This window comes from Paraburkholderia sp. BL6665CI2N2 (assembly GCF_004366535.1).
Taxonomy (GTDB): Bacteria; Pseudomonadota; Gammaproteobacteria; order Burkholderiales; family Burkholderiaceae; genus Paraburkholderia.
The window spans coordinates 1,441,715-1,467,969 of record NZ_SORC01000001.1 but is presented as its reverse complement, the minus strand read 5'-3'; the positions used below and the strand labels follow the sequence as shown (position 1 = coordinate 1,467,969).

Genomic DNA, 26,255 nt, shown 5'->3' with positions numbered 1-26,255 from the left:
GCAACGCCGCGCTCCGCAGCCCCATACGCAAACCTCGCTCTAACGGATGCAGGCCACCGAAAAAAAACCACGTACAAGCTGGCGGAGAAGTTGAGTAACATAGGCGCGCAAGCTCACCCTGACTCCCTCCATGACCGCCAATCCTCGAGAACTGACGCCGGAAACACTCGCCGAGCTGCTCGAACGTGTCGCCAAACAAGATGGCGCGGCGTTGCGCGAGCTGTATGATCTCGCCGCCCCGAAACTGTTCGGCCTCGCGCTCCGTATATTGAGCAAGCACGAGTGGGCCGAAGAAGTTTTGCAGGACAGCTTCGTCAATATCTGGCGCTTTGCCGGCGACTATCGCCGCGCATTGTCCGCCCCGATGACGTGGATGTCGGCGATCGTCCGCAACCGTGCTCTCGATCATCTGCGGCGGGTCAATACGCAGGAAACGGAATGGAGCGATGCGTTGGACGATCTCGTGGCGACCGGCGACCCGGATCCCGAAGCGCTGACCGCGGTCAGCCTGCAGGCGCGTTTGCTGGCCGGCTGCATGCAACAGCTGGAACCTGCACAGTGCCAGGCGGTCGCCCTCGCGTATCTGCGCGATCAAAGCCATAGCGAGATCGCCGAAGTGCTGAGCGTGCCGCTCGGCACCATCAAGTCATGGATCCGGCGCGGCCTCGCCAAGCTGAAGACCTGCCTGGGAGGCGAGTGATGAATCTGCATCGCTATCCTCAGCTCGTCGATCTGCTGGCCGCCGAATATGTGCTCGGCACGCTGCGCGGCAGCGCGCGGCGCCGCTTCGAACACTACGCGGACCACGACGCGACGATCCGCAAAGCCGTCGACGAATGGCAGCGGCGCATCTCGCCGATGGCGGAACTCGCCGAGCCGCGCATGCCGCCGGCCGCCGTCTGGGACGCTATCGAACGACGCCTTGGCCTCGCAGCCACGCGCGAGGCGGCACGTCCGCGCACCGTGGTGGAAACACCCGCGCGGCCGTCGCGCAGCATCTTCGAGAATCTGGCGTTCTGGCGCGGCTGGGCGCTCGGCGTCACGGGCCTCGCCGCGGTGGCCGTGGTGGTCGCCGTGCGCTCGCTGCTGCCGTCCGCCACGCCGCCCGTCACGGCGCCGATCGTTGCTCAGCAACCCGAAGCAGCCGTGTCGCATGTCGCCGTGCTGAACAACAAGGACGCGCACCCGGTCATGCTGGTCGCGTGGGACGAAGCGCATTCGACCATGACGGTGCAGCCGCTCGGCAAGGTCGACCTGCCCGCCGGCCGTGCGATGGAACTATGGGGCATTCCGGCGAGCGGCCATCCGGTCTCGCTCGGCATGCTGCCGGACAGCGCGAACGGCAAGGTTACGGCCGGCCAGCAGAAGCCAGAGAATTACGCGGCGCTGGCCGTGTCGATCGAAGCGCCGGGCGGCTCGCCGGATCACAACGCGCCGAGCGGTCCAGTCGTGTTCACCGGCAAGTTGCTGCCGGTGTCCTAGACGTTTCGTCTGCAACAGGCCAGGGCCGCTATTCGCGCGACGCGGATGCCGGCCCTTGTTTTCATACGCGATTCCACTCGGCGGCTGCGCGCCGGCTGGACGCAAGCGCGCGATTGCCGCTACCCTAGCCGCTATGCAAAGCTTTTACGAAGCCACTGTCGTCCGTACGTCCGCTTATGCGCCGCTGGCCGGCCGGCGTAGCGCCAATGTCTGCATCATCGGCGGCGGCCTGGCCGGATTGTCCACGGCGTTAGGACTCGCTGAACGAGGCGTTGCCGACGTCACCGTGCTCGAAGCGCGGCAAGTGGGTTTCGGCGCGTCCGGCCGCAACGGCGGGTTCGTGTTCGGCGGCTACAGCCTCGATTGCGCCGATCTGCTCAAAACCCTCGGCGCCGCACGCGCCCGCGAACTCTATACGCTGACCACCGACGCCGTCGATCTGATGCGCAAACGGATCGCGCGCTATCACATTGACTGCGACGCGACCGACGCCGGCGTGATCCTCGCCAACTGGTTCGACGAACCGGCTCGACTGGAAACGCAGCGGCGCCTGATGCGCGATTCGTTCGGCGTCGAGTGGGAACCGGTAGCGGCGCAGCAGCTCGTTTCGCAACTGAAAACGCGCCGTTATCACGGCGGTCTGTTCGAGCGCAACGCATTTCACTTTCATCCGCTGAAGTACGTCCTTGGCGTGGCTAACGCCGCGGCGCATGCCGGCGTGCGGATCCACGAGGATTCGGCGGTCGTGCGTCTCGAGCGCGACGGCGCCGGCTTCATGGTGCACACGCAGCACGGCGCGCTCGACGCGCAACACGTGGTGATGGCGGGCGGCGGCTACGCGCGCCGCGTCTATCCGTTGGTCGAACGCGCGGTGCTGCCGATCGCCACCTACGTGATGGCGACCGAACCGCTCGGCGCGCGTCTGCAACACGCGATCGACACACGCGCCGCCATCTACGATACGCGCTTCGCCTTCGACTATTACCGGCCGCTGCCCGACAGCCGGATTCTGTGGGGCGGCCGCATCTCGGTGCGCGACCGCGCGCCCGAAGTGATCGCGCGGCTGTTGCAGCGCGATCTGGTCAAGGTCTATCCGCAGTTGCGCGACGTGCGCATCGAGTACGCGTGGGGCGGCCTGATGAGCTACGCGCGGCACAAGATGCCGCAAATCGGCCGCAGCCCGGACGGCGTCTGGTACGCGGTCGGCTTCGGCGGACACGGCATGGCGCCGACTACCGTATCCGGCGAGTTGCTGGCGGCGGCGATTGCCGGTGAGCGTCCGGTGCCCGAGGCGTTCGCGTCGTTTGGCCTGACGCCCGCTTACGGCGCGCTCGGCCTCGCGGCCGCGCAACTGACCTACACCGCCATGCAGACACGCGACGCGCTCGCCGCGCGCCGCCGCCCTGCGGTTTGATGTCCGCCGATACGCGCCCGCACATGCCCGAGACCCGCTCCGGAGGCCGATTTGACCGTGCTAGAATGCGCCGTCATCGCCGCTCGAATACACAATGAAAAAGGGAAGCAAGGCTGCCGAGCCTGATACCAACGGCATCCCGTCCGACACTCCGCGTACCGACGCCCGGCGCAAGTACGATCCCGAACAGACGAAGCGCAACATTCTCGACGTCGCGACCCAGGAGTTCTCCGCGATGGGACTGACGGGCGCACGCGTCGACGCGATCGCGGAGCGCACGAACACCACCAAGCGCATGCTGTATTACTACTTCGGCAGCAAGGAAGGGTTGTACCAGGCGGTGCTGGAAAAAGTGTACGGGGACATTCGCGCGCTCGAACAGGATCTGCACGTCAGCGAACTCGATCCGGTCGAAGGCATGCGAGCGCTCGTCGAGTTCACATTCGACTATCACGACCGCCAGCGCGATTTCGTGCGGCTCGTCACGATCGAAAATATTCACGGCGCCAAATACGTCGAGCAGGTCAAGACGTTCAAAGGCCGCAACGTCACCGTGATTCATACGATCGAAGATCTGCTCTCGCGCGGTATCGCGGCCGGGCAGTTCCGCAGCGACATCGACCCGATCGATCTGCATTTGCTGATCAGTTCGCTGTGCTTTCATCGTGTCGGCAATCGCCATACGTTCGGCACGGCGTTCGGCCGCGATCCGTCGCATCCGCGTTTGCGTGCGCGGCATCGCGCGATGATTGTGGATGCCGTGCTGCGGTTCGTGCGCAAGGACGATTGAGGCAATCGGACCTCAAGTAAAAAACGGGACGCGGCTTTTTCGCCACGTCCCGTTTTTTTGTCCAGCGCTGAAGCGCTCAATCCGCCAGCACGATCCGCTTGATATCGCCGACGATGAAGATGTACGACAGCGCCCCAACCAGCGCGATCGCGCCGATGAACACCAGCGCACCAACGAACGAGCCGGTCGCCGCGACGATGAACCCCACCACCAGCGGCGTCACGATGCCGGCCAAGTTTGCCGCGAAGTTGAAGATGCCGCCGGTGACGCCGAGCAGGCCATCCGGCGCAATGTCCGACACCAGCGTCCAGCCCAGCGCGGCCATGCCCTGCGCGAAAAACGCCACCGACAGGATCGCGATCACCGCCACGTTGCTGTCCACATAGTTGGCGAGAATGATGGTGGACGCGAGCAGCAGGCCGGCGATGATCGGCAGCTTGCGCGCCACGTTCGGCGACTTGCCGCGGCGCAACAGCCAGTCGGAGAAGAGACCGCCGAACATCACGCCGATCGACGCGGCAATGAACGGCATGATCGCGAAGAAGCCGATCTTGAGCCACGCCATATGGCGTTCGGTGGCGAGATACGTCGGGAACCAGGTGAGGAAGAACACCAGCGTCGAGTTGCCGGCGAACTGGCCGAGGCAAATACCCGTCAATTGACGATGCTTGAGCAGGCGTCCGATAGTGCGCCATTCAAAGCCGCTTTGTGCCGGTGCCGGTGCCGCCGCGCCCGTGGTGGCCGCTGCATCGGCATTCTTCTTCCGATGCGTCAGACCGCCACCCGCTTCGATATAGTCGAGTTCCGCCTGATTCGCCGACGGATGATCGCGCGGCTCGCGGTAGAACATCCACCAGATCACGCCGAACACGAGACCCACGCCGCCCACCACGTAGAACAGCGAGCGCCAGCCGAAGGTGCCCATCAGCATGAACAGGAACGGGCTGAAGAAAGCGAGGCCGATATATTCGCCGACCGTGTACGTGCCGGTCGCCATCGCGCGTTCGCTCTGCGGAAACCACGTGGCAACGACGCGGCTATTGGTCGGAAAGCACGGCGCTTCCGAGACGCCGAGGCCGAGGCGGAATACGAACAGCGCGCCGATGCCGTGCACCAGCCCTTGCGCGAGCGTGCACAGCGACCAGAAGGTCATCGACAGGAAATACGTCACCTTGCTGCCGAAGCGGTCGAGGAACAGGCCGCCCGGAATCTGCGCGGCCACGTAGCTCCACGAGAACACTGAGAACAGCAGCCCCATCAGCGCGGCATTGATGCCGAGTTCTTTGGTCAACTGCGGCGCCGCGATGCCGAGCACCGTGCGGTCGAGATAATTGATCATGGTCCCGACCGCGAGCAGCGCCAGAATCTGATAGCGGGCTTTCGAGCGGCGCGCGGTGCTGACGGTGGCGCCTTGCGGCGCGGCGGCGTCGGCGGGACTGGATTGAATCGGTTGCTGCATGGGGTGGTCGTCTCCTCGATCTGCTTGTTACCGGTCGACACGCTGCCGGTTAGCGTTGCAACAACGACTGAAAATGGGTGTACACCCGTTCAGCATCCGGTTCGAGACCGGTGAAAATGCGCATGGCGTCGACCGCCTGATACACCGCCATGCCGCCACCGCTCAGCGTGCGGCAGCCAAGGGCTTCGGCGGCTTGCAACAGCGCGGTGCGAATCGGGAAATAGACGATGTCCGCGACCCACAGATCGCGGTGCAGCAATTCAACCGGCAACGGCAAGCCGGGCAATTTCGCCATGCCCGTGGGCGTGGCATGAATCAGGCCGTTGGCGGCCGCGAGCGATTCGGCAAGCGAACTGCCGGCGCTGACGGTGGCGGCCGGAAAACGCTTCTGCAATTCGTCGGCGAGCGACGCGGCGCGCGCGGCGTCCACGTCGAATAGCGTGAGCGACTTCGCGCCCATGTTCAGCGCGGCGTGCGCGACTGCCGCGCCGGCGCCGCCCGCGCCGAGTTGCACGACGCGTTCCAGCGACACGTCCGGCAAGCCGCGCTGGAACGCCCGCGCGAAACCGGACCAGTCCGTGTTGTGGCCGGTGCGTTTGCCGTCCTTGAACAGCACCGTGTTGACCGCGCCGAGGGCGCGCGCGTCGTCGGAGAGTTCGTCGAGCAGCGGAATGACGGCCTGCTTGCACGGGTACGTGATGTTCAGACCGTTGAAGCCCATGCGTTCGGCCGCCGTCAGCAAATCGGGCAGCGCGGCGACGTCGAGTTTCAGCGCTTCGAGGTCGATACGGCGGTACACATAGTGCAGACCGAGCTTGCTGCCCTCTTCCTCGTGCATGGCCGGCGACAGCGATCCGCCGATGCCCGCGCCGATCAGGCCGACCAGATAGGAATGCGGTGTTGCCTGTGAGCTGGTTTGTGCGTTCGCTTGTACGTTCATTTCGCCGCCCTATTCTTAAGAATGGTCGCCATCCGCTCCAAAGCCAGTACATAGCCTTGCGTGCCGCAACCGATGATGATCGCGTCCGCCGCGGCCGACACGTACGAGTGATGCCGGAACGGCTCCCGGCGATGCACGTTTGAAATATGCATTTCGATGACCGGCTTCTCGATTGCCGTGAGCGCGTCGGCGATGGCCACCGACGTATGCGTGTAAGCCGCCGGATTGATCACGATGCCGTCGACCTTGGTTCGCGCCGCGTGCAGCCAGTCGATCAGTTGATGTTCGGCGTTCGACTGACAGAAGTCGATCGACAGATTCAGGCGCTCTGCCGCATCGCGGCAAAGTTTCGCGACGTCGTCGAGCGTTTCCGAGCCATAGATAGCCGGCTCGCGCGTGCCGAGCAGATTGAGATTCGGTCCATTGAGGACCAGTACTGACGCAAAACTCATGACAACCACTCCCGCCAGGTAAGGCAAACAAGCCAGCCACGGCGATCGCCGTGGTTTTTCAACGTGAGCGAAGTGTGCGCGCATTGGGCGGCGCCGTCATTTGGGGTTTCTACGAATTTGTACCATCTAGTTAGTTTGTATAAACTGCCGATGACTTCGGTTAGTGTGGGAGTTTGTGGCTTGCGTTTTGCTGAGCCGTGTAACGAACTGGTCCATTTTCCGCATTGCAGCATGGCCGCCGCCGGACATGCGAGCGTCGCGCCCGGTTGCGCGACAATTCAACAGCCGTTCGATTGTTTTAGCAGGAGCCGTTCATGCAACGTTCGATTGCCACCGTGTCGATCAGCGGAACCCTTGTCGAGAAGCTGACCGCGATCCAGGCGGCGGGCTTCGAAGGCGTCGAGATTTTCGAGAACGATTTGCTGTATTTCGACGGCTCGCCTGCCGACGTGCGGCGCATCGCCGAAGATCTCGGGCTGACAATCATGCTGTTTCAGCCCTTCCGCGATTTCGACGGTGTCAGCCCCGAGCGCCTCGAGCGCAATCTCGACCGCGCGAAGCGCAAGTTCGACGTCATGCATGAACTGGGCACGGACCGAATTCTGGTGTGCAGCAACGTTTCGCCCGACACCATCGGCGACGACGCGCTGATGATCGATCAGCTCGGCGCGCTGGCCCGCGCGGCGGAGGCGGCCGGCGTGATCGCGGGCTATGAAGCGCTTGCGTGGGGCAAGCACGTCAAGACTTACCGGCACGCGTGGAAGCTGGTGAACGCCGTCAATCATCCCAATCTCGGGCTCGTGCTCGACAGCTTCCATACGCTGTCGTTGAACGACACGCCAGACGCGATCGCCGACATTCCAGGCGATCGCATCGCCTTCGTGCAGATCGCCGACGCGCCGAAGCTCGCCATGGACGTGCTCGAATGGAGCCGCCACTACCGCTGCTTCCCGGGCCAGGGCGATTTCGATCTGGCCAATTTCACAGCGCAGGTCGTCAAAACCGGCTACAGCGGGCCGCTTTCGCTGGAAATTTTCAACGACGGCTTTCGTGCCGCGCCGACCACCATCACAGCCGCCGACGGTCATCGCTCGCTACTCTTTCTGGAGGAACAGACGCGCGCGCTGCTCGAAAGCACGCAACAGCCGGTCGGCGACCTGTACCGCTCGCCCGCGGCGCCCGCGCACGTCGGCTATCAGTTCCTGGAGTTCGCGGTGGACCACGGCACGCGCGCGCAACTCGTCGACTGGCTCGGCAAGCTGCGCTTTCGCGAAGCGGGCCGGCATCGTTCGAAGGAAGTCACGCTGTATCAGCACGGCGCGGCCTCGATCGTGCTGAACGCCGAGCCGGATTCGTTCGCCAACGCGTTCTTCCAGCAGCACGGCTTGTCGCTGTGCGCGTCGGCATTTCGCGTGGACGACGCCAATCAGGCGTTCGAGCGCGCCGCCGGCTTCGGCTATGCGCCGTTCTCCGGGCAAATCGGCCCGCACGAGCGCGTGCTGCCCGCCGTGCAGGCGCCGGACAGCAGCCTCAACTATTTCGTCGACGAAACCCCGGACCTGCCCACCTTATTCGAGGCCGATTTCGTCCTCACCGACATCAACGGCCCGAGCGAAGTGGGGCCGCTGAGCCGCATCGACCATGTGTGCCTGTCGGTGCCGGCCAATTCGCTGGATACGTGGGTGCTGTTTCTACGCACTGCCTTGGGCTTCCAGGCCGAGCCCGGTGTGCTGGTGCCCGATCCGTACGGCCTCGTGCGCAGCCGCGCGCTGCGCAGCCACGACGGTTCGGTGCGTATCGTGCTGAATGCCTCCGTGGACCATCACACGGCGGTGGCCGAGGCATTGCACACCTATCACGGCTCGGGGCTGAACCACGTCGCCTTCAGTACCAGCGACATTTTCAGCGCGATTCCCGAGTTCGTCGCGGACGGCTTGCCGGTGCTGCGCATCCCGCGCAATTACTACGAAGATCTGGCCGCCCGCTACGCGCTGCCGGACGAGACGCTGGACGCACTGCGGGCCAATAACATCCTGTACGACCGCGACGAGCGCGGCGGCGAGTTTTTCCATGCTTACACGGAGCAGCTCGACCAGCGCTTCTTCATGGAGATCGTCGAGCGGCGCGGCGGCTACGATGGCTACGGCGCGGCCAATGCCGCCGTGCGGCTCGCCGCGCAGGCGCAGCGGCGCAAGTAGGCTTTGAGCGCATCAGGCAGCGAATTCAGGCCCGGCGGTTCCGGCCCGGCGGGCACGGCGCGTGCGTCATGGGCGGGGGAGCCGCGCCGCACCGATATAATGGCGCCTGATTTCGCGGTCGATGCCGTGCGGTTGCGCCAGAAGCGCCGCCACGTGCGCCTGTGTCGGCCGAACGTAACGTCAGGAGAGATATGAAGAAGTTTGCCGTAGTCCTGTCAGTTCCCCTGCTCCTCAGCGCTTGCGCGTACTTCCAGAAGAATCCGGATGCCGGCGAGCCGGTCACGGACACCACCACGCAGCGCTCAGTCAACGACGTGGTCGCGTGCCTGACGCAGCTGGCCACCAGCCACGACGCCGCGTTCAAGTCCACCGCGATCCCGCAAGGCCAGATGCTCGACTTCGGCGATTCGAATATCGTCAAGGTGCGCAGCGACAACGGCGCCACGACTTACCGTTTCTATGCGGGCAAGCGCCATGTGAGCAACCTGTGGATCGAATCAGCGGGTAAAACCTGCGCCCCGTAGGGGTTGTCGGCGTAAGTGTCACAATCGGTAACATGGGCCGGTGCAATCATCATGTCACGGTGTTACAGGACAATGGTCTCTTAAGAATCGTTTAAGACTTCGTCCGCATCATCCACCCGACACTTACCCGCACAGGTGCTACCCATGAACCAGCCTGATCACGACACGAACGACGCACCACCGCCGGCCAAGCGGCCCACCATCCTGCGCCGCCTGTTGAGCCACCACGAGCTGGCGACGCTGCTGCTGTTGCTGCACGCGCCGATCGACGCATCTGCGAAACCCGAGATTCCGCAGCTTCACGAAGCCGGTCTGATCGAAACGATTTCCGGCGACGCCGGCGCCTCGCGTATCCGCTTGACGCCCGAAGGCAACGCCGTGCTGCGTGGCCTCGGCGTGAAGTAACGCGCGCTCATATTCGAGTTCGAAGACACGCGCGTACAGCGAAGGGCCGCGCCCTTTCGTCCAGCCGAACGCCGCTCAGAGCTAGCGACGAACGCCACAGCCGCGTCACCCGGCCTATGCCTGCCACACGCCGTACCCCGCTTCACGCAGTCCAATCGCCAATTCCACTTCCATGTCCTGGGCGCCGCGGTAAGGCATGGGATTGAACACCTCATAGAGTTCGGGCACGAGCCGCAAGCCGTAATCGCGCACATAGCGATTGGCCTGAATGCCGGCCTTATGCCGGTCGAAGCGCAGATCCGGGTCCAGTCCCGTCATTCCCACATATACGCAAGGCTTGTCGAACCGGTAGTCCGGATTCGCACGGCGAAACCGCGCCTCGTTCCAGACCTTGTCGTCCAGCGCGACGACGTAGACGTAGTAATGATGCCTGCGACGAGCCATGTGCAGCGCTTCAGCTCCGCGAAGTACCGTGCAGCAGCATGCGGTATTCGGTCGGCGTGATGCCGACGGTCGCCTTGAACTGCCGCGTGAACGCGCTGTGGTCGGTGTAGCCGCATAGCGCGGCGACGTCGGTGACCTTGTCATGCGAGACCAGCAGCGCCGTGGCGGCGTCCAGCCGGGTTTTCAGCAGCACCTGACGCGGCGTCAGATGAAACACCTTGTGAAAATAGCGCTCCAGTTGCGCGACCGACATATCCGCCATCGCCGCGAGTTGCTTCAGATTCAAAGGCTGGACGTAATTTTCCTGGATGGACTGCACGACCGCGGCAAGGCGGCTGTAGGCCGGATGGCTGCTCTCGTCCGCTTTCAGATCGCGGGAAATGCCAGCGAGGCCGACCACCTTGCCGGCGGGATCGCGCAGCGGCTGTTTGCAGGTCAGACACCAGCCCGGCTGGCGGCCGGGATACAGATGCAGTTCCAGTTGATCGATCATCTGGTTGCCGACGTTGATGATCGCCTTGTCTTGTGCCGTGTAAATGCGTCCGAAACGGCGCGGGAACACGTCCTCGGCGGTCCGGCCGAGCAGCGCGGACTTTTCCTTGAAGCCGCAGCGCGACGCGAGCGTGCGGTTGACCAGCGCGTAGCGCGCCTCGGCGTCCTTGACGAAGAACACGACGTCCGGCATCGCGTCGAACACCGGCTCGAGCAGCCTGAAGTGCGACAGCATGCCGGACAGCGTTGCGTCGTCCGGTTCGAGCGGATCAGCCAGCGTGTTCATCGTGCGGGTTCCGTTGGTCCGTGCGTTGAGGGGGCAGTCGGGCGACGTGCGGTCGATTATAGGGCCGCTCCGCCGCCGACAATATCCGCCGGCGTGCGGGCAAATGGGTTAGTCAAGCGGGTCAGTCAAGCCGGGGCGGCTCCGCCGCAGCCGCCATCAACGTGCCGATTTGCGCCGGACTGAAAGGCGGACGCGGCGCGCCGGACTGCCAGCCGAAGTACAGGTTCGCGGCCGTGCCGCAGATTCGTCCCTGGCAGGCGCCCATGCCGCAGCGGGTGTGCAGCTTGGCCTCGCGCCAACTGGCGAAGGCGCGCACCTCGCCGATACTTACGTCCTCGCAGCGGCAAAGCAGCGTGGCATCGGCGGGCGGTGCGCGCGCGGCGTCCCGCAGGGCGAAGGCGGTTTCGACGCGGCGGCCGAACCGGCGCCAGCGCTCGCGTTGCGCGTCGAGCGCGGCACGGCCTTCGGCAGCGCCACTTGCGGCGAGGCCGGCAATCTCGCCCTCCACGCCGGCCAGTTCCGCGCCGCCGACGCCGGTGCATTCGCCCGCCGCCAGCACGCCTTCGACAGACGTGCGTTGATCGTCGTCGACAACGATCTCGCCCGCTTCACTGATCGCGCAACCGAGCGCCTGAGCCAGCGTGATGTTCGGCACGAGTCCATAACCGCTGGCGACGCGGTCGCAGTCGAGCACGACGCGCCTCGCTTCGCGGCCGCGCCGGATGGTGACCTGCTCGACGCGGCCATCGCCCCGCGCCTCTTCCACGATGCTGCCGGTCCAGTAACGCAGGCCCGCGAACCCGCGCGTCATGCCGACGGCTTGCCGCAACTTGCCGGGCGTGGCCAGCAGCGAGATGCCGAAACGCGCGACGTCGAACGCCGAAGCCTGTTCCACCACCGCCACCACCTGAGCCCCGGCCGCACGCGCGGTGGCGAGCGCCGCGATCAGCAAAGGTCCGCTGCCGGCGATCACGATCCGCTCGCCACGCACCGGCACGCCGCCTTTGATGAGCGCCTGCAGTGCGCCAGCGCCGGTCACGCCGGGCAAGGTCCAGCCGGCGAACGGCAGAAGCCGTTCACGTGCGCCGGTCGCGAGAATCAGGCGCTCATAGCTGACACACGCACCGCCGCATTCCGCCGATTCGAGCAGCAAGCCGCGTGGACCCAGCGGCGCGATCACACGAGTCGACGGCCAGTGCGTGATGGCGCTTTGCCCGTTGATCGCAGTGAGGAGGTCGCGCAGCGGCGCCTGTGGCGTGTGGCCCGGACCTTGACGCCAGATCTGGCCGCCCGCGCGTGGATTGTCGTCGAGGAGCGCAACCGTAGCGCCCGCGCGCGCAGCGGCGGACGCGGCGTTCAAACCAGCGGGTCCGGCGCCGACGATGACAATGTCGTACCGGTAGCTCATCGCGCGCCCGCCGCGTTCCGGGTGAGAACGATCTGGCCTTCGCGGCACAGTGTCTGACACGCCAGCGCATGCGGCCGGCCGTCGATCGTCACGCGACACTCCTGGCATACGCCCATGCCGCACAGCGCGGCGCGAGGCTGGCCGGTCACCGAGGTCCGCGTGCCGCGCACGCCCGCCAACGCGAGCGCCGCGGCCACAGTCGTGCCGGCCGCGACGTCGATACGGTTGCCGTCGATCGTCAAACTCACACGTGCTTCGGCGCTCGCATTACGCATGAATGACCTTCTCGACAAAACGAACGGGCAGATAAGGCTCGACAGGAATCGGCGCAACGGTCCCTGCGATCTGCGCGGCAAGCAGCTTCGCGGTGGCAAGCGAGGTCGTCACGCCCAAACCCTCGTGGCCGGTGGCAAGCCAGACGCCGGGAGCGAATTCGCCGGCCGGACCGATCAGCGGCAGGCCGTCCGGCGAGGCCGCGCGAAACCCGGTCCATGCGCGAATGCCGTTGAGCGTCGGCAGTGCCGGGAGATAGCAGGCGACGCGCTGCAGCATCTGCGCGAGCACGGGCATCTCGACGGCGGGATCGGTGGTGTCGAACTGGCGCGACGAGCCGATCAGCAATTGACCCGTGGGCCGCGGCTGCGCGTTAAACGCCACCGAGGTGCCGAGCGCGTGATGCGCGCTCTTGATGTACCCGAGTTCGAGCAGTTGATGCCGGATCAGTCCGGGATAGCGGTCGGTGATCAGCAGGTGGCCCTTCTTCGGCCGCAACGGCAGCGACGCCACCAATTGCCGCCCCTCCAAACCATTGGCCACGATGACGTGGGCCGCGCCAACGTGCTCGCCATCCGCAAGCGCGACGCCGCTCGCGCTGACCGACGCCACCGCGGCGCCCAAACGCACATGGATGTTCGCCGCGCCCGGCGACCGCGTCAGCAGCCATTCCGCGACGGTCGGCGCATACACGATGCTGTCGTGCTCGATTCGCAAACCGCCCGTCATCGACGCCGCCAGCGCCGGCTCGCAAATCCGCAACGCGGGCGCGTCGAGCAATTGCGCGGCAATGCCTTGAGCCTCGAACGCGGCATGCATCGCGCGGGCGGCCTGCCACTCTTCTTCGTCGGCTGCGACCCAGAGCGTGCCGCAGCGCGCGAACGCGTCGCGCGTACGCAGTTGCGGCGCGAGTTCCAGCCACAAGTCTCGTGAATAGCGGCTCAACGCAAATTCGGCCGGCGAGTCGTTCATCACGACAATATGGCCCATGCCCGCCGCCGTCGCGCCGCCCCCGACGCCCTGCGCGTCGAGCACCTCGACCCGCATGCCGAGCGCCGCCAGTTCGGCCGCGCACGCCGCGCCGACAATGCCCGCCCCGACGATCAGCGCGTCCGCCGTCATGCCGTGCGGATGCCACAGGCGAACGGATCGCGCTCGTCGAAGCAGAGGCGCGCCTCTGCCGTGACGTACGCGTGACCGGTGATCGTGGGAATCACGTGAACGCCGTCGCCGGCATGGCGATAGCTCGCCTCGAACACGCTGCCGATGATGCTCTCCTGCCGCCACACCGCGTCTTCGGCCAGCTTGCCGTCGGCCGCGAGGCAGGCCACTTTGGCGCTCGTGCCGGTGCCGCACGGCGAGCGGTCGTACGCGCTGCCGGGACAAAGCACGAAGCTGCGGCTGTCGATGCCATCGCGCGAACCGGGTCCGAAGAGTTCGATGTGGTCGATCAACGCGCCATCCGCGCCGGTGATGTGCTGCGCGATCAGCGCGTCGCGAATCGCGCCGCTGAACGCGGTCAATTCACCGATCCGCGACGCCTCCAAGGCGCGCCCGTGGTCGGCGACGAGAAAGAACCAGTTGCCGCCCCAGCCGATGTCGCCGGTCAACACGCCGTGACCCGGCACGTCCACCTGCACGGACGCGCGATAGCGATACGCCGGCACATTGCGCACGGCGACGCTGCCGTCCTCATTGAGCGTCGCTTCGACGATGCCGACCGGCGTTTCGATCAGATGGCGCCCCGGCCCGATCCGCCCCAGGTGCGCCAGCGAGACGACGAGACCGATCGTGCCGTGCCCGCACATGCCGAGATAGCCGACGTTGTTGAAAAAGATCACGCCGGCCGCGCACGAAGGGTCGTCCGGCTCGCAGAGCAGCGCGCCCACTACGACGTCCGAGCCGCGCGGTTCAGTCGCGATGCCCGCGCGCCAGTCGTCGAACTGCGTACGGAACACGTCGAGCCGTTGCGCCAGTGTGCCGCCGCCGAGATTCGGGCCGCCCGATACCACGAGGCGGGTCGGTTCACCGCCGGTGTGCGAGTCGATGATGTCCAAGGTTTTCATGATGCTCATGTTAGAAACCGCGGCCGGGCGAGTCTTGGTGTGCTTACGCGTGGATTGTGACGATTTCGGCATAACTACGCGATGCCGTGGCGACTTTGCTCTATCTCGCTATCGGCGCTTGAGCGCGTGTGCCGGACGTGCAACGGGCGCGGCTCGGCGCACCCAGCATCACGCCGGCTACACGCTTTCAACGCGCCTCGCCTTTGCATCCCGAATTGAGCCACGCGCCTTGATCCGGCGACTCTCCATGGAGGTCGACTATGCTGAAATCGTCATTCGCCACGCGCGATTCACGCAAGACGGCAGGATTTTCCCTGCTTACACTGCGCTGAACACATCAACAGTCAGGAGAGCAGTCGTGGCGCATATCTGGGAAGGTGTATTGCCCGCAGTCACCACCAAATTCAACGCGGATTTCAGCATAGACCGCGTATGGACCGGCAAGAATATCGAGGCGCAGATCGACGCCGGTGTGGACGGCATCATCGTGTGCGGATCGCTGGGCGAAGCGTCGACGCTCTCGCTGGATGAAAAGCTGCAAGTGCTCGACATCGCCGTCGAGGCTTCGCGCGGCCGCGTGCCGGTCCTGCTGACAATCGCCGAAAACAGCACGCTCGACGCCTGCCGTCAGGCCGAAGCGGGCAGCCGTCATGGCGCGGCCGGTTACATGGTGCTGCCGGGGCTGCGTTACCTGTCGGACCGCCGCGAGACGCTGCATCATTTCCGCAGCGTCGCCGACGCGAGCGCCCTGCCGCTGATGATCTACAACAATCCGCTCGCCTACGGCGTCGACATGACGCCCGACATGTTCGCGGAAATCGCCGACGAGAAGAAGGTCGTCGCGATCAAGGAATCATGTGGCGACGTGCGGCGCGTGACCGACCTGATCAACGCCGTCGGCGACCGTTTCGCGATTCTTTGCGGCGTCGACAATCTCGCAATGGAAGCGATCCTGATGGGCGCGCACGGTTGGGTGGCCGGTCTCGTGTGCGCGTTTCCGCGTGAGACGGTGGTGATCTACAAGTTGCTGAAGGCGGGACGCCTGGAGGAAGCGCGGGCAATCTACCGCTGGTTTGCACCGCTGCTCGCGCTCGACGTGTCGGCGAAGCTGGTGCAGAACATCAAGCTTGCCGAAGCGATCGTCGGACTCGGCACGGAGCCGGTGCGCCCGCCCCGTCTGCCGCTCGCCGGCGACGAACGCAAGGCGGTCGAAGCCTTGATTCGCAAGTCAATCGAAACGCGGCCCGCGCTGCCGCAGATTTGATCCGGCGCGGCTCGCTGGCGTCAGGCCGCCTGTTTCTCGACGTCGATATCCGCATCGACAACGGCGGCCGCACCCTGGCGCAGATGCAGCAGCCGGTAGCCGCTTTTATAAACCGGTTGCAGCCGGAATTCGTTCTGCGGCTCGATCTCGAGCAGGAGGCGCAGCCGCGAAACGTGACTGTCGATGGTGCGGGTGAATTCGCGGAACTCGCGACCCCACACCATTGCGAAGATGTGATCGCGCGACAGCACACGGCCGATGTTGGAGAAGAACAGCGACGCCAGCCGGTACTGCGTGCCGGACAGTTGGACCGGTTGGCCGCGCAGCATGACGAGTTGACGATGCGTGTCGAAGTGGTATGGACCGGCATCGAAACTGGCGGAACTGAACCGGTCCGGATACGCCCGCCGCAGCAGCGCCGTGACCCGCTCGCGAAACTCGGCTGCGCGCAGCGGCAACGCGACATAGTCGTCCGCGCCGGCGACGAACGCGCGCACGATGTTCTCCTCCGCCGTGTCCGCCGATGCGAATATGACCGGCAGACGGTCGCCGCCCACGGCGCGCGCCGCGCGCAAAACCTCGGCGCCGGACAGGCGCAGGCCCTGCCAATCGAGCACCAGCAGATCGACCGTGGAACGCGCGAGCGTTCTCGACATGCTCAGCCCGTCGTCAAAGGTCGTGCAGGAATGACCGGTGCTCGTCAGGACCTTTTCGATCGACTGACGCATGACCAGGTCGCGCTGGAGAATGGCAATACGCATGGGATGACTCGTAAGATGGCTCGGACGCGATTCTCAGAGGCGGGCCCATTCCATCCCATAGGAGCAATCCTAATTTACATATGAATCGATCTGGCCGGACAGCGCACGCTCCGTATTCCTACATTCTCTAGTGACAAGTCCTCAGCGCACCATCGTCGCAGTTGCCGCCAGAAAGCACGTTCGAGGGAACTTTTCCCAATCGAATTAAGCACTTCCCGAAGCAATCGGCTTTCATCCTGTAAAATCCCGCCTGGCCCCAGTCGTCAACGCGCTTGCCCTACCCGGGCCGGCGCGCCGGTGTTCCGTGCTCTACCCAGCGCTTGCCACACTTCTCGCCCGACGACCGCCGTATTTCCACGCGCTACGTGTGGCTCCCAATTCAAAACATGACATAAGCAATGCAAGCGACAAATCTGGGTGGAGCGCAGGCTGTCACCCCACGCCCTCTTGGGCGCAGCGATTACAAGACGCTCGGCCTCGCCGCCCTTGGCGGGGCGCTGGAGTTCTACGACTTCATCATCTTCGTATTTTTCGCGCCAGCGATCGGCCAGCTATTCTTCCCGGCGGCAATGCCGGACTGGCTGCGGCAGGTGCAAACCTTCGGCATCTTCGCCGCGGGCTATCTGGCGCGGCCGCTGGGCGGCATCATCATGGCGCATTTCGGCGACCTGTTCGGCCGCAAGCGCATGTTCACGCTGAGCGTGCTGCTCATGTCGGTGCCGACGCTGATGATGGGCCTGCTGCCCACCTACACCAGCATCGGCGTGCTGGCGCCGGTCCTGCTGCTCCTGTTCCGCGTGATGCAAGGCGCGGCGGTCGGCGGCGAAGTGCCGGGCGCCTGGGTGTTCGTCTCGGAGCATGTGCCGCAGCGGCACATCGGCTACGCGTGCGGCACGCTCACGGCCGGCCTGACCGCGGGCATTCTGCTGGGCTCGCTGATCGCCTCGGCAGTGAACCGCAACTTCGCGCCGGCGGAAATCTCCGCGTTCGCGTGGCGCATCCCGTTCCTGGTCGGTGGCGTGTTCGGCATGTTCTCGGTGTATCTGCGCCGCTGGCTGCATGAAACGCCGGTGTTCGCCGAACTCAAGCAGCGCAAGGCAATTGCGGCGGAAGTGCCGCTCAAGGCCGTGCTGCGCGACCACGGCCGCGCCGTGATCGTCTCGATGCTGCTTACGTGGATGCTCTCGGCCGCGATCGTCGTCGTGATCCTGATGACGCCGACGCTGCTGCAAAAGCAGTTCCACATCGCGCCGGCCACGGCGTTGCTGGCGAACTGCGTGGCCACGCTGTGCCTGACGATCGGTTGCGTCATGGCGGGTTCGATTGCCGGCCGCATCGGCGCGGGGCGCACGATTTTCATCGGCGGCCTGGCGCTGGCGGTGACGTACTACGTGATGTTCCAGCAACTCGCCGTCGACACCTCCACGCTGGTGCCGCTGTACGCGGTCGCGGGCCTGTTCGTCGGCGTGATCGGCGCGATTCCTTTCGTGATGGTCAAGGCGTTTCCGCCAGTGGTGCGTTTCTCGGGGATTTCGTTCTCGTACAACGTGGCGTACGCCATATTCGGCGGGCTCACGCCGGTCGCCGTGTCGCTGATGATGAAGTCGAACCCGATGGCCGCTCCGATGTACGTCGGCGCGATCTGCATTCTCGGGGCACTGACCACGCTGTTCATCAAGGACGCGCCGCAGAAACACTGATCGGCTGCTTGTGCTTTGCAGCGACGGCGTGCCGCAACGGTGCGCCGTTTTTGTTTGCATCATCGGGTTCGACGCCCTGCTCGGGCGCGCGACATCCACACTTCACGCCGCGCCGAAACATGGTGCGCTGCATCGGACCTACGATGTGTCGCATGAACTCACCGAATTCCCCCCACTCGTCCGCACTCGGCCGCGTCCTCGCGACGGTCAGCGTCGGCTTCGTCGTCACGCAACTCGACGTGACCATCGTCAACATCGCGCTGCCGCGAATCGGCGCGGATCTGCATGCGAATGTCGCGGACCTGCAATGGGTCGTCGACGCCTACACGCTCGCGTTCGCCGTGCTGATGCTGTCCGCCGGCGCGCTCGGCGACCGTTTCGGGGCGCGGCGCCTGTACGCGGCCGGCATCGTGCTGTTCGCGCTCGCGTCGCTCGCCTGCGGCTTTGCGCTCGACGCGACCATGCTGATTGCGGCGCGGGCGGTGCAAGGCGTCGGCGCCGCCGCCATGCTGCCAAACTCGCTGGCGCTGCTCAATCGAGCGCACGGACACGATCCCAAACTGCGGGCTCGCGCGGTCGGTCTGTGGACCGCGGCGGGCGCGATCGCGATCGCGGCGGGGCCGGTGGCCGGCGGCCTGCTGATCGCGGCGTTCGACTGGCGCAGCATCTTTCTCGTCAATCTGCCGATTTGCGCCGCCGGCTTCCTGGCGACCTTGCTGTGGGTGCCACGGCCCGAAGCCGCGACGCGTCGCGGCCCGCAGCAATCGCCTGCGGCGCCTGCCTCCGGCACGAAGCCGCGCGGCATCGACCTGGGCGGCCAGTGTCTTGCCATCGTCGCGTTGACCGCGTTCGTCGCCCCCGTGATCGAATGGCGGCCGCCAGGTTTCGGCCACCCGCTCGTGGCCGGCGGTTTCGTGCTCGCGCTGCTCGCAGCGAGCGCCTTTGTCGTGGTGGAATCGCGCGTCGCGGCGCCGATGCTGCCGCTCTCGCTTTTCAGCAAGCGCTCCTTCAGTGTGGCGGTGCTGTTCGGCATCTGCGTGAATCTCACTTACTACGGCATGGTGTTCGTGCTGAGCCTGTACTTGCAGCGCGTGCGCGGCTATACGCCGTTGCAGGCGGGCCTCGCGTTCCTGCCGTTGACGGGCGGTTTTTTGCCGTCGAATGTGGCGAGCGGCTGGGTGGTCGGCCGCTTCGGCGTGCGGGTGCCGATGATCGCGGGCGCGATCACCGCCGGCCTCGGCTATGGCCTGCTGCATTTCGTCGATGCCGGCACGCCGCTCATCGGCCTGCTGCTGCCGTTCCTGCTGATTCCGTCGGGCATGGGCCTGGCGGTTCCCGCGATGACCACCGCCGTGCTCGCCTCCACGGACGCGCCACGCGCCGGCACGGCGTCCGCCGTATTGAATACGGCGCGGCAGGCAGGAGGCGCGGTCGGCGTGGCGGCTTTCGGCGCGTTGGCGAGCGGCGCGGCCGCCTCGCAGATCGTCTCGGGCATGCGGGCGGCGACCGCCGTGTCGGTGGGCTTGCTGGTGATCGGCGGCGCGCTGAGTTGTTTCGTGCACCCGCAGCCGCACGCGTCTGATGCCGCGCATCGCCATGCAGGTCGCGAACGGGTCGGCGACTCGCGCTGAGGGTGTCGCCCGTCAGGATCGTGTGCAAAAAACGACCCCCGCGATGCTCGCGCATGGCGGGGGTCGTTACCGGCGGTTCGACGCCTGCCGGCTAGTTCGCGACGCCGCGTTCCGGCCTACAGCGACGCTTCCTGAATCGTGCCGGTGTCGATGGCGCGTTCGATCAGCCCTTCGTTCTGCGCTTTGGCGATAGCGTCGGCGATCAGCTTCTCCGGTTCCTCGATCTCGGCCTTGATCGTGCTGATGAACCCGGACGCGTCCAGAACCACCAGCGTCTTCGCCGAATCAGCCAGGCTGATAATCACCCGATGCGGCGTAGGCCCTTCACCAAGACTCGCGCACAATTGCGTGACCTTGCCGCCGATGGTTTGCTCAAAACTCTGAATCATTATTTGCTCCCTTGGTTACAGCCGAAATCGAAAGCGGTCCGCACAGGCTACCTCAGCTGCGCGTCAAAGGCCGAGTCCGCCGCGCGGCGCTCGCGCACCGTCGATGCTAAGACGTCCCGCGCCCGTCACGAACAGCAGCAGGAAGCCGCCGGCAATGCCGATGTTCTTCCAGAAATGAATGACCATGTCGCGTTGCAAGGCGGCGTCGGTGACATTCCAGAAATCGTGGCCCAGTACCGCCGTCGCCACCGTGTACACCGCCATGATCAGCGCGAGCGGGCGCACCTTGAAGCCGAGGATCAGCAACAGACCGCCGAGCGCCTCGACCGCCGTTGCGATCGGCGCGGCGATCTGCACGAACGGCACGCCCTTCGAATGCAGGTATCCGACAAAGCCCGCATAGCCCAGCAGTTTCATCACACCGCCCCACAGGAACAGCACAGCAAGCGCAATACGAGCGATGAGGATAACGCCGGAATCGACGGGACGCGACATGAGGGACTCCAGTAATGAATAAGCAGCAGACCCGGCCAGCAGCCCGCAGTTCCCCACTTTGCACCGGACAATAGGGAGTTTGCCCGCCTTTTCCTAGCACGGACAAGGACGAGCAGCACGCAACCCGCGGCATGCCGGGAATGGAAAAAGCGTCCGTGCGGCCCGCCCGGTAGCGGCCACGGCAAGTGCCGACGGCGGAATCACCGCCGTATTTATGCTTGAGGATAGGTTGCGACTTCGATCAGATTGCCGTCCGGATCGCGGCAATACACCGAGGTCATCTTGCCGCGCGCGCCGTCGCGCTCCACCGGACCGGCTTCGATTTCGACGCCTTGCGCAAGCCAATGCGCCTTGACCTCGGCCGGGCTCGTGGTCGTGATGAAGCACAGATCGGCGCTGCCGGGCACCGGCTCGCGGCTAGTGAACCACGCGACGGTGTCGGCGGTCACGGGACGCAGATTGATCTTCTGATTGCCGTAGAACATCGCCACCCGCGTGCCGGTGCGCGACGCGAACTCGGTGCGCCGCATGCCGAGCATACGTGCGTACCACGCCGCGCTGACTTCCACATCGGCGACGTTCAGAACGAGATGATCGAGAGTGTCTATCGAGAAGCTCATGGTTTCCGTCACCGTGATGTAGGGCGAGGCGCCGTGACGGACCAGTTCGACCCGCCGCCAGCGGCCAGACGAAAAATTAGCACGTGCGCGAGGTTCGCGTGCGGCGGCCGGGGCGTCGCGCTCATGGCTTTGCGCCGCAATGGCGTTGGCGAAGGTTACGACTGAGGCGCGTCGGGCGCGAGCAGAACGCCCTTCGTGAAGACGAAGCAACCATAGCCGCGCTCTTCACCGGTCGCGATCACGCAGTACGCTTTACGCGCCCGTTCATAAAATGCAAACCGTTCGATCGACGCGAACGGCACGTCGCGCCCTTCCGCGCCGTTGATCTCAGCCTGCGCCTCGCGCTGCACGGCCGGAATCGTGTGCGGCTCGCCCACCACTTCCATGCGCGACGCGGGATGCTCGATGAACGTGTCCAGCGGCATCACCGACAGCACCGCGCGAATCGCGCGCGGCGCGCTCACGCCGTCGAGGCGCAGCACCTTGCCCAGCACGCTTTCGCGCGCCACCGAGTCGCCGGGGAAATTGGCGTCGCAGATGACGAGTTCGTCGCCATGGCCCATCGCGCGCAGCGCATGCAGGATATCGGCGTTCAGCAGCGGGTCCAGATTCTTCAGCACGGTGTCTCCTTGTAGTCCGGTCGGCGGCTAACCGCCGAGGTTTGGACGTGGGTTATCGGGTCGCGCGGAGCGAGCCGGTCGCGCGAAACGGGCGGCTCACAGCCGCGTTCGAGCCGGGCCGAAGCAGCAGGCGCCCGGCTCGGCGAAAGCGTGTCCGCGCGACGCATCGCATTCCAGCGGACGATTGTAGCAAGCAACGTCGCGGGCATTGTTCGAAGGTGGCGCGTGGCGGCTGCACCTCGCCTTGCCGGAGCGGGCGGTAGGCCGAACGCGCTGTATGGCCGGCAAAGTCGCGGCGCCACCGCACTGCCAGCGCAGCCAGCCGACCACCGCCAGCAGCACGAGGCCCGCGCCGCCCAACACCGGCTCGCGCCAGCCCAGCAGCGCGATGAACATGAACACGCGCGCTCCGGCGAGCAGCGCGAAACCGGCGACCGCGCTGGACAGCGAATCGAGGGCGCCCGACAGGCGCGCTAACGTGATGGCCGATTGGGGAGCCGTGGCGGCAGCGGGCTCGTGCATGATCGTCTCCATAAAAAAGTGGTGGTCAGACGCCGTCGGGCACCTGGTCGAGGAAGCCGGTGACGGCCTGCAAGCGTCCATGCGGATCAATCACGCCGAAGTCGGATCCCTTCACGATCGCGTCGCCCGCGGGCGTGGTCAGCTCCCACGAGAAACGCAGCCGGTCGGCAAAGCCGTCGATCTGGCCCGTGCGGCGAAACGTGTGATGCGGAAAGCGCTCCTGCACCGCGCGGATCATTGCGTCGATGCCGTCGTGGCCGGTGCCCGACAGCAGCGGGTCGCGATAGTCGGCGTCGGTGCTCCATGTCGCGGCGATCAACTCGCGACGGCGCGCGCCATCGGTTTCGTTCCATGCGTCGAAATAACGGTCGATCAGATCGGTATGCGCGTTCATCTCCAGACTCCTTGATTGGCAGGACTGAGCACTACGCTCGGCAGACACGTTGTAGCCGGCGGGCTCGGAGTGAAGATTGACGGCTCGGGCGCGCTGCGTCGATTACGTGGGAGGTAAGCATTCGCGCGCGCTTCGTCGTCCATCGGATTGGCCATCCGGCCGAGTCGCCAGCCCGGGCGGCAGCCGCTAACCTCGTGTAGCGAATGAGGCCGCGCGGAACAGACGCGCGGCATGTGATGTATTCGACGAACACGAACACGGGGGGCCCTCTTCAATATGGTTTTCACACTTGCAAGACCGTATCCACAAGGATACAATGCTCAGCAGATCGGTTCACCACCTGTGTACGAGGTCAACCGCACCGATGAATTCGACGCATGGCTTGCACAGCTCCCGGATTTACGAGCGAGGGCAAAGATACTCGTGCGGATCCGGCGTGCGGAACGCGGGCATTTCGGCGACGTGAAATTGCTCGAAGACGGTGTATCCGAGATGCGCATCGACTGCGGGCCGGGCTATCGGATCTATTTCGCGCGTGAAGGGCGCATGATGTATCTGCTTCTCTGTGGCGGCGCCAAGTCCACCCAGCCGGCAGATATCAAGCATGCCAAAACAATGTGGTCAGCAATCAGAAAGGAACTGTCATGAGCAAAATCAAAACCGCGCGGTTCGACGCGTCGGACTACCTCGATAGCGAAGAAGCGATTGCCGAGTATCTCAACGCGGCGCTTGAAGACGGCGACGCCGACGTGCTGCTCGCCGCCATCGCCGACATCGCCAAAGCGCGCGGCATCGCCAAGGTTGCGGCAGACGCCGGACTCGGGCGCGAAAGCCTCTACAAAACACTCGCGCCCGGATCCAAACCGCGTATCGACACGGTGCTCAAGCTGCTGCGCGCGCTCGGCGTCAAACTCAACGTGGTGCCGGAAGGCGTGGCGGCGGCCTGAGTCGCGCTTAGCGTTCAACCGTTTTCGCGGGGTCGGTCAGTGCATTGGACTGGCTGCACTGGCAGGCGCGTTTCCGGAGGTTCGTAGGGCGTCGCCGGGTGGTTTCCGGGGTATTCCATTACCTCTCAGGTAATGGATGGCGAGCGCGGTTTGGCTATCATCGGTGGCATGAACACACTCTCTCTTGCGCAAACCGTCCCGTCGCCTGCATCGGCTGCCAGCCGCACGGTCGGCGATCTGCTGCGTGAATGGCGCCAGCGGCGAAGAATGAGCCAATTGCTGCTCGCAGCTGAAGCCGATATTTCGACCCGGCACTTGAGCTTCGTCGAATCGGGTCGCGCGGTGCCGAGCCGGGAAATGGTCATGCATCTTGCCGAACGGCTCGACGTACCGCTACGCGCGCGCAATGCGCTGCTGGTCGCCGCCGGTTATGCGCCGCTGTTCCGCGAGCGTCCGCTATCGGATCCGCAGTTGGCCGCCGCGCGCGAGGCCGTCGAGTTGGTGCTGAAGGGACACGAACCCTACCCGGCGCTCGCCATCGACCGGCACTGGACCATCATTGCCGCGAACAACGCGCTCGCGCCTCTACTGACCGGCGCCAGCCCGGAATTGCTGAAGCCGCCGGTCAATGCGCTGCGCCTGAGCTTGCATCCGGAGGGCATCGCTGCATCGATCGACAATTGGCACGCCTGGCGCGAGCACATTCTGGCGCGGTTGCAGCGGCAAATCGAGGTGAGCGGTGACAGCACGCTGAGCGCGCTGCGCGACGAACTGACCGCCTATCCGGCGCCGCCGGACGCGCAAGCGCCCGGGCACGACAATGCCGCCGTCAACCAGATTGCGGTCCCGCTGCGGCTGCGCACGCCGATCGGCGTGCTGTCGTTTTTCAGCACGACCACGGTGTTCGGCACACCGGTCGACGTCACTCTTTCGGAACTCGCCATCGAAGCGTTCTTTCCAGCCGATCAGCAAACTGCGACCGCACTGCGCGAATTCGGCGAGAGCCAGCGCGCCGAGGCGACCCGTCAACCATAGCCTGACGGTAGAAGACGAGGCACACTGCAGCGTTAAGCCCCTATCGTTTCACTCGCGAGATCGACGCGGAGAGATGCACTTGAACGACAACGCCGTACTCGTACGCCAGCTCGGTCCCGACGACCGCGACGACTATTTCCGGCTTCGCTTGCGTGGACTGAGGGCGCATCCCGATTCGTTCGGCCAGAGTTACGAGGAAGCGCTCGCCAAAGGTCCGTCACAACACGACGCGATGCTGAAGGGCTCGCATGCGGCCGGAGGTGATTTTTTGCTCGGCGCTTATGCATCGGCCGGAACGCCGTTGATCGGCGTGGTCGGCCTGATCCGCAATCCAGGCGACAAGCAGCGGCACAAAGCCGCCCTGATCGGCATGTATGTCGCGCCGGAAGCAGCGGGCCGCGGCGTCGGGCGCGCGCTGCTCAACGAATTGCTGACGCGAGCCTCGCGCGTGGAGGGTTTGCGGCAAGTTCAGTTGCACGTCGGCAGCCGTAACGAGGCAGCGCGAAAACTATATGAGTCGCTCGGCTTTCGCAAATTTGGCTGCGAGGTGGGCGCGCTGAATGTCCGCGGCGTGTTTCATGACGCCGATCTAATGGCGCTGTTTATCTAATAGATACTGGCGCGTCAGACGTCGCACCCCGTTACCCGTTACCCTCGTTCAACCGCCCTGCCGCGGCACGCGATCCGTGCTACTTTTTTGACTGCCTTGTCGCCGCACCCGCCCCGAAAAACGGTGCTTCAGCCATCCTCGGCTACCCTCGCCCCATCGCTTGTCACGCACATGTCCGACCTCTCCACTTCGCTTCCGCGCGTACCGCACCGTTTCGACACCAATCCGAAACCGCTCGGCACCGCGCTCGTTCTGATCGCACTCGGCGCCGTGTATCTGGCGCAGACCGTCAGCGGCCGCCAGGCGGCGCTCTATCTTGTCGGCGCGCTGCTCGGCATGTCGCTGTATCACGCGGCGTTTGGCTTCACGTCGGCGTGGCGGTTTTTTATCCCCGACGGCCGCGGCGCCGGCCTGCGCGCCCAGATGCTGAGGCTCGCGCTCGGCGTGTTGCTCTTCTTCCCTGCGCTGCAAGCCGGCACGGTGTTCGTGCCATCCAGTCGTCGGGCTTGTCGCGCCGGCGGGCACGTCAGTACTGGTCGGCGCCTTCATATTGGGCATCGGCATCGTGTCAGGCACCTGTGCACGGCTGGCTTTGGCTGGTAGCCGCTTTCGCCGGGAACGTGCTGGGCACGCG

Annotated in this window: 30 protein-coding genes and 1 pseudogene; 15 read left to right on the top strand and 16 right to left on the bottom strand. The window is 65.2% G+C overall.

Annotation, left to right across the window (positions count from 1 at the left end):
* The first annotated feature begins 130 nt into the window (after positions 1 to 130).
* From B0G81_RS06600 to B0G81_RS06585, 4 genes are all read left to right on the top strand, one after another.
* Positions 131 to 700: a sigma-70 family RNA polymerase sigma factor gene (locus B0G81_RS06600; protein ID WP_134133944.1), complete on the top strand. Its 570-nt coding sequence runs from the start codon at positions 131 to 133 to the stop codon at positions 698 to 700.
* On the top strand, positions 700 to 1,482 hold the full coding sequence (locus tag B0G81_RS06595) for an anti-sigma factor (RefSeq protein ID WP_134133943.1): 783 nt from the start codon (positions 700 to 702) through the stop codon (positions 1,480 to 1,482). Before B0G81_RS06600 ends, B0G81_RS06595 begins: the two co-directional genes overlap by 1 nt.
* A gap of 133 nt (positions 1,483 to 1,615) precedes the next feature.
* Entirely contained in the window at positions 1,616 to 2,896 is a 1,281-nt protein-coding gene (locus tag B0G81_RS06590) for an FAD-binding oxidoreductase (protein WP_134143012.1), read from the top strand.
* Positions 2,897 to 2,990: 94 nt separating this feature from the next.
* Complete coding sequence (locus tag B0G81_RS06585; protein WP_106277280.1) at positions 2,991 to 3,686, top strand: TetR family transcriptional regulator; 696 nt, start codon at positions 2,991 to 2,993, stop codon at positions 3,684 to 3,686.
* A gap of 76 nt (positions 3,687 to 3,762) precedes the next feature.
* On the opposite strand, the gene B0G81_RS06580 is transcribed toward B0G81_RS06585, so the two are convergent.
* Genes B0G81_RS06580 through aroQ form a run of 3 tightly spaced genes read right to left on the bottom strand, consistent with a single transcriptional unit; the run spans position 3,763 to position 6,537 of the window.
* Complete coding sequence (locus B0G81_RS06580; RefSeq protein WP_134133942.1) at positions 3,763 to 5,145, bottom strand: MFS transporter; 1,383 nt, start codon at positions 5,143 to 5,145, stop codon at positions 3,763 to 3,765.
* Positions 5,146 to 5,194: 49 nt separating this feature from the next.
* Positions 5,195 to 6,085 carry a shikimate dehydrogenase gene (locus B0G81_RS06575; protein ID WP_134133941.1) on the bottom strand — a complete coding sequence of 297 codons (891 nt, stop codon included), beginning with the start codon at positions 6,083 to 6,085 and terminating at the stop codon, positions 5,195 to 5,197.
* Positions 6,082 to 6,537: a type II 3-dehydroquinate dehydratase gene (gene aroQ / locus B0G81_RS06570; protein WP_134133940.1), complete on the bottom strand. Its 456-nt coding sequence runs from the start codon at positions 6,535 to 6,537 to the stop codon at positions 6,082 to 6,084. Before aroQ ends, B0G81_RS06575 begins: the two co-directional genes overlap by 4 nt.
* A gap of 314 nt (positions 6,538 to 6,851) precedes the next feature.
* On the opposite strand from aroQ, the gene B0G81_RS06565 reads away from it, so the two are divergent.
* The 3 genes from B0G81_RS06565 (at position 6,852) to B0G81_RS06555 (ending at position 9,664) form a co-directional block, all read left to right on the top strand.
* Positions 6,852 to 8,735 carry a sugar phosphate isomerase/epimerase and 4-hydroxyphenylpyruvate domain-containing protein gene (locus B0G81_RS06565; protein ID WP_134133939.1) on the top strand — a complete coding sequence of 628 codons (1,884 nt, stop codon included), beginning with the start codon at positions 6,852 to 6,854 and terminating at the stop codon, positions 8,733 to 8,735.
* 191 nt (positions 8,736 to 8,926) lie between these two features.
* Entirely contained in the window at positions 8,927 to 9,259 is a 333-nt protein-coding gene (locus B0G81_RS06560; RefSeq protein ID WP_106277271.1) for a hypothetical protein, read from the top strand.
* Positions 9,260 to 9,403: 144 nt separating this feature from the next.
* On the top strand, positions 9,404 to 9,664 hold the full coding sequence (locus B0G81_RS06555; protein WP_121309062.1) for a hypothetical protein: 261 nt from the start codon (positions 9,404 to 9,406) through the stop codon (positions 9,662 to 9,664).
* Between the two features lie 114 nt (positions 9,665 to 9,778).
* Here B0G81_RS06555 and B0G81_RS06550 read toward each other — a convergent pair whose 3' ends face one another.
* From B0G81_RS06550 to B0G81_RS06525, 6 genes are all read right to left on the bottom strand, one after another.
* Complete coding sequence (locus tag B0G81_RS06550; RefSeq protein ID WP_106277267.1) at positions 9,779 to 10,108, bottom strand: hypothetical protein; 330 nt, start codon at positions 10,106 to 10,108, stop codon at positions 9,779 to 9,781.
* A 10-nt stretch (positions 10,109 to 10,118) separates the two neighbouring features.
* On the bottom strand, positions 10,119 to 10,886 hold the full coding sequence (locus tag B0G81_RS06545) for an AraC family transcriptional regulator (protein ID WP_116145647.1): 768 nt from the start codon (positions 10,884 to 10,886) through the stop codon (positions 10,119 to 10,121).
* 121 nt (positions 10,887 to 11,007) lie between these two features.
* Complete coding sequence (locus B0G81_RS06540; protein WP_134133938.1) at positions 11,008 to 12,294, bottom strand: FAD-dependent oxidoreductase; 1,287 nt, start codon at positions 12,292 to 12,294, stop codon at positions 11,008 to 11,010.
* Positions 12,291 to 12,569, bottom strand: coding sequence for a 2Fe-2S iron-sulfur cluster-binding protein (locus B0G81_RS06535; protein WP_134133937.1), 279 nt, complete (start codon positions 12,567 to 12,569; stop codon positions 12,291 to 12,293). Before B0G81_RS06535 ends, B0G81_RS06540 begins: the two co-directional genes overlap by 4 nt.
* A complete protein-coding gene (locus B0G81_RS06530) occupies positions 12,562 to 13,689 on the bottom strand; it encodes an FAD-binding oxidoreductase (protein WP_134133936.1) in 1,128 nt (375 codons plus the stop codon). The genes B0G81_RS06535 and B0G81_RS06530 overlap by 8 nt, the downstream gene beginning before the upstream one ends.
* Complete coding sequence (locus B0G81_RS06525) at positions 13,686 to 14,642, bottom strand: 4-hydroxyproline epimerase (RefSeq protein ID WP_134133935.1); 957 nt, start codon at positions 14,640 to 14,642, stop codon at positions 13,686 to 13,688. Before B0G81_RS06525 ends, B0G81_RS06530 begins: the two co-directional genes overlap by 4 nt.
* Before the next feature lie 349 nt (positions 14,643 to 14,991).
* Between B0G81_RS06525 and B0G81_RS06520 the strand changes: the two genes are divergently transcribed.
* Positions 14,992 to 15,897, top strand: a complete 906-nt coding sequence (locus B0G81_RS06520; RefSeq protein ID WP_134133934.1) for a dihydrodipicolinate synthase family protein — start codon at positions 14,992 to 14,994, stop codon at positions 15,895 to 15,897.
* Positions 15,898 to 15,917: 20 nt separating this feature from the next.
* Here B0G81_RS06520 and B0G81_RS06515 read toward each other — a convergent pair whose 3' ends face one another.
* Complete coding sequence (locus B0G81_RS06515) at positions 15,918 to 16,658, bottom strand: response regulator transcription factor (RefSeq protein ID WP_106277253.1); 741 nt, start codon at positions 16,656 to 16,658, stop codon at positions 15,918 to 15,920.
* A gap of 398 nt (positions 16,659 to 17,056) precedes the next feature.
* On the opposite strand from B0G81_RS06515, the gene B0G81_RS06510 reads away from it, so the two are divergent.
* Together B0G81_RS06510 and B0G81_RS06505 are read left to right on the top strand one after the other, a co-directional pair.
* A complete protein-coding gene (locus B0G81_RS06510; protein WP_134133933.1) occupies positions 17,057 to 18,358 on the top strand; it encodes an MFS transporter in 1,302 nt (433 codons plus the stop codon).
* A 143-nt stretch (positions 18,359 to 18,501) separates the two neighbouring features.
* Entirely contained in the window at positions 18,502 to 19,989 is a 1,488-nt protein-coding gene (locus B0G81_RS06505; protein ID WP_134133932.1) for an MFS transporter, read from the top strand.
* Positions 19,990 to 20,105: 116 nt separating this feature from the next.
* Here B0G81_RS06505 and B0G81_RS06500 read toward each other — a convergent pair whose 3' ends face one another.
* From B0G81_RS06500 to B0G81_RS06475, 6 genes are all read right to left on the bottom strand, one after another.
* Positions 20,106 to 20,378: a hypothetical protein gene (locus B0G81_RS06500; RefSeq protein WP_106277247.1), complete on the bottom strand. Its 273-nt coding sequence runs from the start codon at positions 20,376 to 20,378 to the stop codon at positions 20,106 to 20,108.
* Between the two features lie 63 nt (positions 20,379 to 20,441).
* Complete coding sequence (locus tag B0G81_RS06495) at positions 20,442 to 20,873, bottom strand: DoxX family protein (protein ID WP_106277245.1); 432 nt, start codon at positions 20,871 to 20,873, stop codon at positions 20,442 to 20,444.
* Positions 20,874 to 21,085: 212 nt separating this feature from the next.
* On the bottom strand, positions 21,086 to 21,493 hold the full coding sequence (locus tag B0G81_RS06490; RefSeq protein WP_116145663.1) for a VOC family protein: 408 nt from the start codon (positions 21,491 to 21,493) through the stop codon (positions 21,086 to 21,088).
* Positions 21,494 to 21,648: 155 nt separating this feature from the next.
* Entirely contained in the window at positions 21,649 to 22,113 is a 465-nt protein-coding gene (locus tag B0G81_RS06485) for an RbsD/FucU family protein (RefSeq protein WP_134133931.1), read from the bottom strand.
* A gap of 96 nt (positions 22,114 to 22,209) precedes the next feature.
* Positions 22,210 to 22,635, bottom strand: a complete 426-nt coding sequence (locus tag B0G81_RS06480) for a hypothetical protein (RefSeq protein ID WP_134133930.1) — start codon at positions 22,633 to 22,635, stop codon at positions 22,210 to 22,212.
* Positions 22,636 to 22,660: 25 nt separating this feature from the next.
* A complete protein-coding gene (locus tag B0G81_RS06475; protein WP_134133929.1) occupies positions 22,661 to 23,029 on the bottom strand; it encodes a nuclear transport factor 2 family protein in 369 nt (122 codons plus the stop codon).
* Positions 23,030 to 23,305: 276 nt separating this feature from the next.
* Between B0G81_RS06475 and B0G81_RS06470 the strand changes: the two genes are divergently transcribed.
* The 5 genes and pseudogenes from B0G81_RS06470 to B0G81_RS06450 all read left to right on the top strand — a co-directional run.
* Positions 23,306 to 23,677: a type II toxin-antitoxin system RelE/ParE family toxin gene (locus B0G81_RS06470; protein WP_134133928.1), complete on the top strand. Its 372-nt coding sequence runs from the start codon at positions 23,306 to 23,308 to the stop codon at positions 23,675 to 23,677.
* The gene (locus B0G81_RS06465) at positions 23,674 to 23,976 is read left to right on the top strand and encodes an addiction module antidote protein (protein WP_106277238.1); all 303 of its coding nucleotides are present in this window, start codon (positions 23,674 to 23,676) and stop codon (positions 23,974 to 23,976) included. The genes B0G81_RS06470 and B0G81_RS06465 overlap by 4 nt, the downstream gene beginning before the upstream one ends.
* Positions 23,977 to 24,144: 168 nt before the next feature.
* Complete coding sequence (locus B0G81_RS06460) at positions 24,145 to 25,011, top strand: helix-turn-helix transcriptional regulator (RefSeq protein ID WP_243856370.1); 867 nt, start codon at positions 24,145 to 24,147, stop codon at positions 25,009 to 25,011.
* A 73-nt stretch (positions 25,012 to 25,084) separates the two neighbouring features.
* A complete protein-coding gene (locus B0G81_RS06455) occupies positions 25,085 to 25,621 on the top strand; it encodes a GNAT family protein (protein ID WP_134133926.1) in 537 nt (178 codons plus the stop codon).
* A gap of 171 nt (positions 25,622 to 25,792) precedes the next feature.
* Positions 25,793 to 26,204, top strand: a pseudogene (locus tag B0G81_RS06450) (YeeE/YedE thiosulfate transporter family protein); the annotation flags it as partial.
* Between the last annotated feature and the right edge of the window lie 51 nt (positions 26,205 to 26,255).

Bases quoted from the DNA above. Each gene is read 5' to 3' on its own strand.
- aroQ (WP_134133940.1), bottom strand. From the start codon at position 6,537: ATGAGTTTTGCGTCAGTACTGGTCCTCAATGGACCGAATCTCAATCTG.
- B0G81_RS06575 (WP_134133941.1), bottom strand. From the start codon at position 6,085: ATGAACGTACAAGCGAACGCACAAACCAGCTCACAGGCAACACCGCAT.
- B0G81_RS06560 (WP_106277271.1), top strand. From the start codon at position 8,927: ATGAAGAAGTTTGCCGTAGTCCTGTCAGTTCCCCTGCTCCTCAGCGCT.
- B0G81_RS06495 (WP_106277245.1), bottom strand. From the start codon at position 20,873: ATGTCGCGTCCCGTCGATTCCGGCGTTATCCTCATCGCTCGTATTGCG.
- B0G81_RS06510 (WP_134133933.1), top strand. From the start codon at position 17,057: ATGCAAGCGACAAATCTGGGTGGAGCGCAGGCTGTCACCCCACGCCCT.
- B0G81_RS06595 (WP_134133943.1), top strand. From the start codon at position 700: ATGAATCTGCATCGCTATCCTCAGCTCGTCGATCTGCTGGCCGCCGAA.
- B0G81_RS06480 (WP_134133930.1), bottom strand. From the start codon at position 22,635: ATGCACGAGCCCGCTGCCGCCACGGCTCCCCAATCGGCCATCACGTTA.
- B0G81_RS06455 (WP_134133926.1), top strand. From the start codon at position 25,085: ATGCACTTGAACGACAACGCCGTACTCGTACGCCAGCTCGGTCCCGAC.
- B0G81_RS06530 (WP_134133936.1), bottom strand. From the start codon at position 13,689: ATGACGGCGGACGCGCTGATCGTCGGGGCGGGCATTGTCGGCGCGGCG.
- B0G81_RS06585 (WP_106277280.1), top strand. From the start codon at position 2,991: ATGAAAAAGGGAAGCAAGGCTGCCGAGCCTGATACCAACGGCATCCCG.
- B0G81_RS06580 (WP_134133942.1), bottom strand. From the start codon at position 5,145: ATGCAGCAACCGATTCAATCCAGTCCCGCCGACGCCGCCGCGCCGCAA.
- B0G81_RS06565 (WP_134133939.1), top strand. From the start codon at position 6,852: ATGCAACGTTCGATTGCCACCGTGTCGATCAGCGGAACCCTTGTCGAG.
- B0G81_RS06535 (WP_134133937.1), bottom strand. From the start codon at position 12,569: ATGCGTAATGCGAGCGCCGAAGCACGTGTGAGTTTGACGATCGACGGC.
- B0G81_RS06555 (WP_121309062.1), top strand. From the start codon at position 9,404: ATGAACCAGCCTGATCACGACACGAACGACGCACCACCGCCGGCCAAG.
- B0G81_RS06500 (WP_106277247.1), bottom strand. From the start codon at position 20,378: ATGATTCAGAGTTTTGAGCAAACCATCGGCGGCAAGGTCACGCAATTG.
- B0G81_RS06475 (WP_134133929.1), bottom strand. From the start codon at position 23,029: ATGAACGCGCATACCGATCTGATCGACCGTTATTTCGACGCATGGAAC.
- B0G81_RS06465 (WP_106277238.1), top strand. From the start codon at position 23,674: ATGAGCAAAATCAAAACCGCGCGGTTCGACGCGTCGGACTACCTCGAT.
- B0G81_RS06490 (WP_116145663.1), bottom strand. From the start codon at position 21,493: ATGAGCTTCTCGATAGACACTCTCGATCATCTCGTTCTGAACGTCGCC.
- B0G81_RS06505 (WP_134133932.1), top strand. From the start codon at position 18,502: ATGTGTCGCATGAACTCACCGAATTCCCCCCACTCGTCCGCACTCGGC.
- B0G81_RS06515 (WP_106277253.1), bottom strand. From the start codon at position 16,658: ATGCGTATTGCCATTCTCCAGCGCGACCTGGTCATGCGTCAGTCGATC.
- B0G81_RS06460 (WP_243856370.1), top strand. From the start codon at position 24,145: ATGAACACACTCTCTCTTGCGCAAACCGTCCCGTCGCCTGCATCGGCT.
- B0G81_RS06525 (WP_134133935.1), bottom strand. From the start codon at position 14,642: ATGAGCATCATGAAAACCTTGGACATCATCGACTCGCACACCGGCGGT.
- B0G81_RS06545 (WP_116145647.1), bottom strand. From the start codon at position 10,886: ATGAACACGCTGGCTGATCCGCTCGAACCGGACGACGCAACGCTGTCC.
- B0G81_RS06590 (WP_134143012.1), top strand. From the start codon at position 1,616: ATGCAAAGCTTTTACGAAGCCACTGTCGTCCGTACGTCCGCTTATGCG.
- B0G81_RS06550 (WP_106277267.1), bottom strand. From the start codon at position 10,108: ATGGCTCGTCGCAGGCATCATTACTACGTCTACGTCGTCGCGCTGGAC.
- B0G81_RS06470 (WP_134133928.1), top strand. From the start codon at position 23,306: ATGGTTTTCACACTTGCAAGACCGTATCCACAAGGATACAATGCTCAG.
- B0G81_RS06540 (WP_134133938.1), bottom strand. From the start codon at position 12,294: ATGAGCTACCGGTACGACATTGTCATCGTCGGCGCCGGACCCGCTGGT.
- B0G81_RS06600 (WP_134133944.1), top strand. From the start codon at position 131: ATGACCGCCAATCCTCGAGAACTGACGCCGGAAACACTCGCCGAGCTG.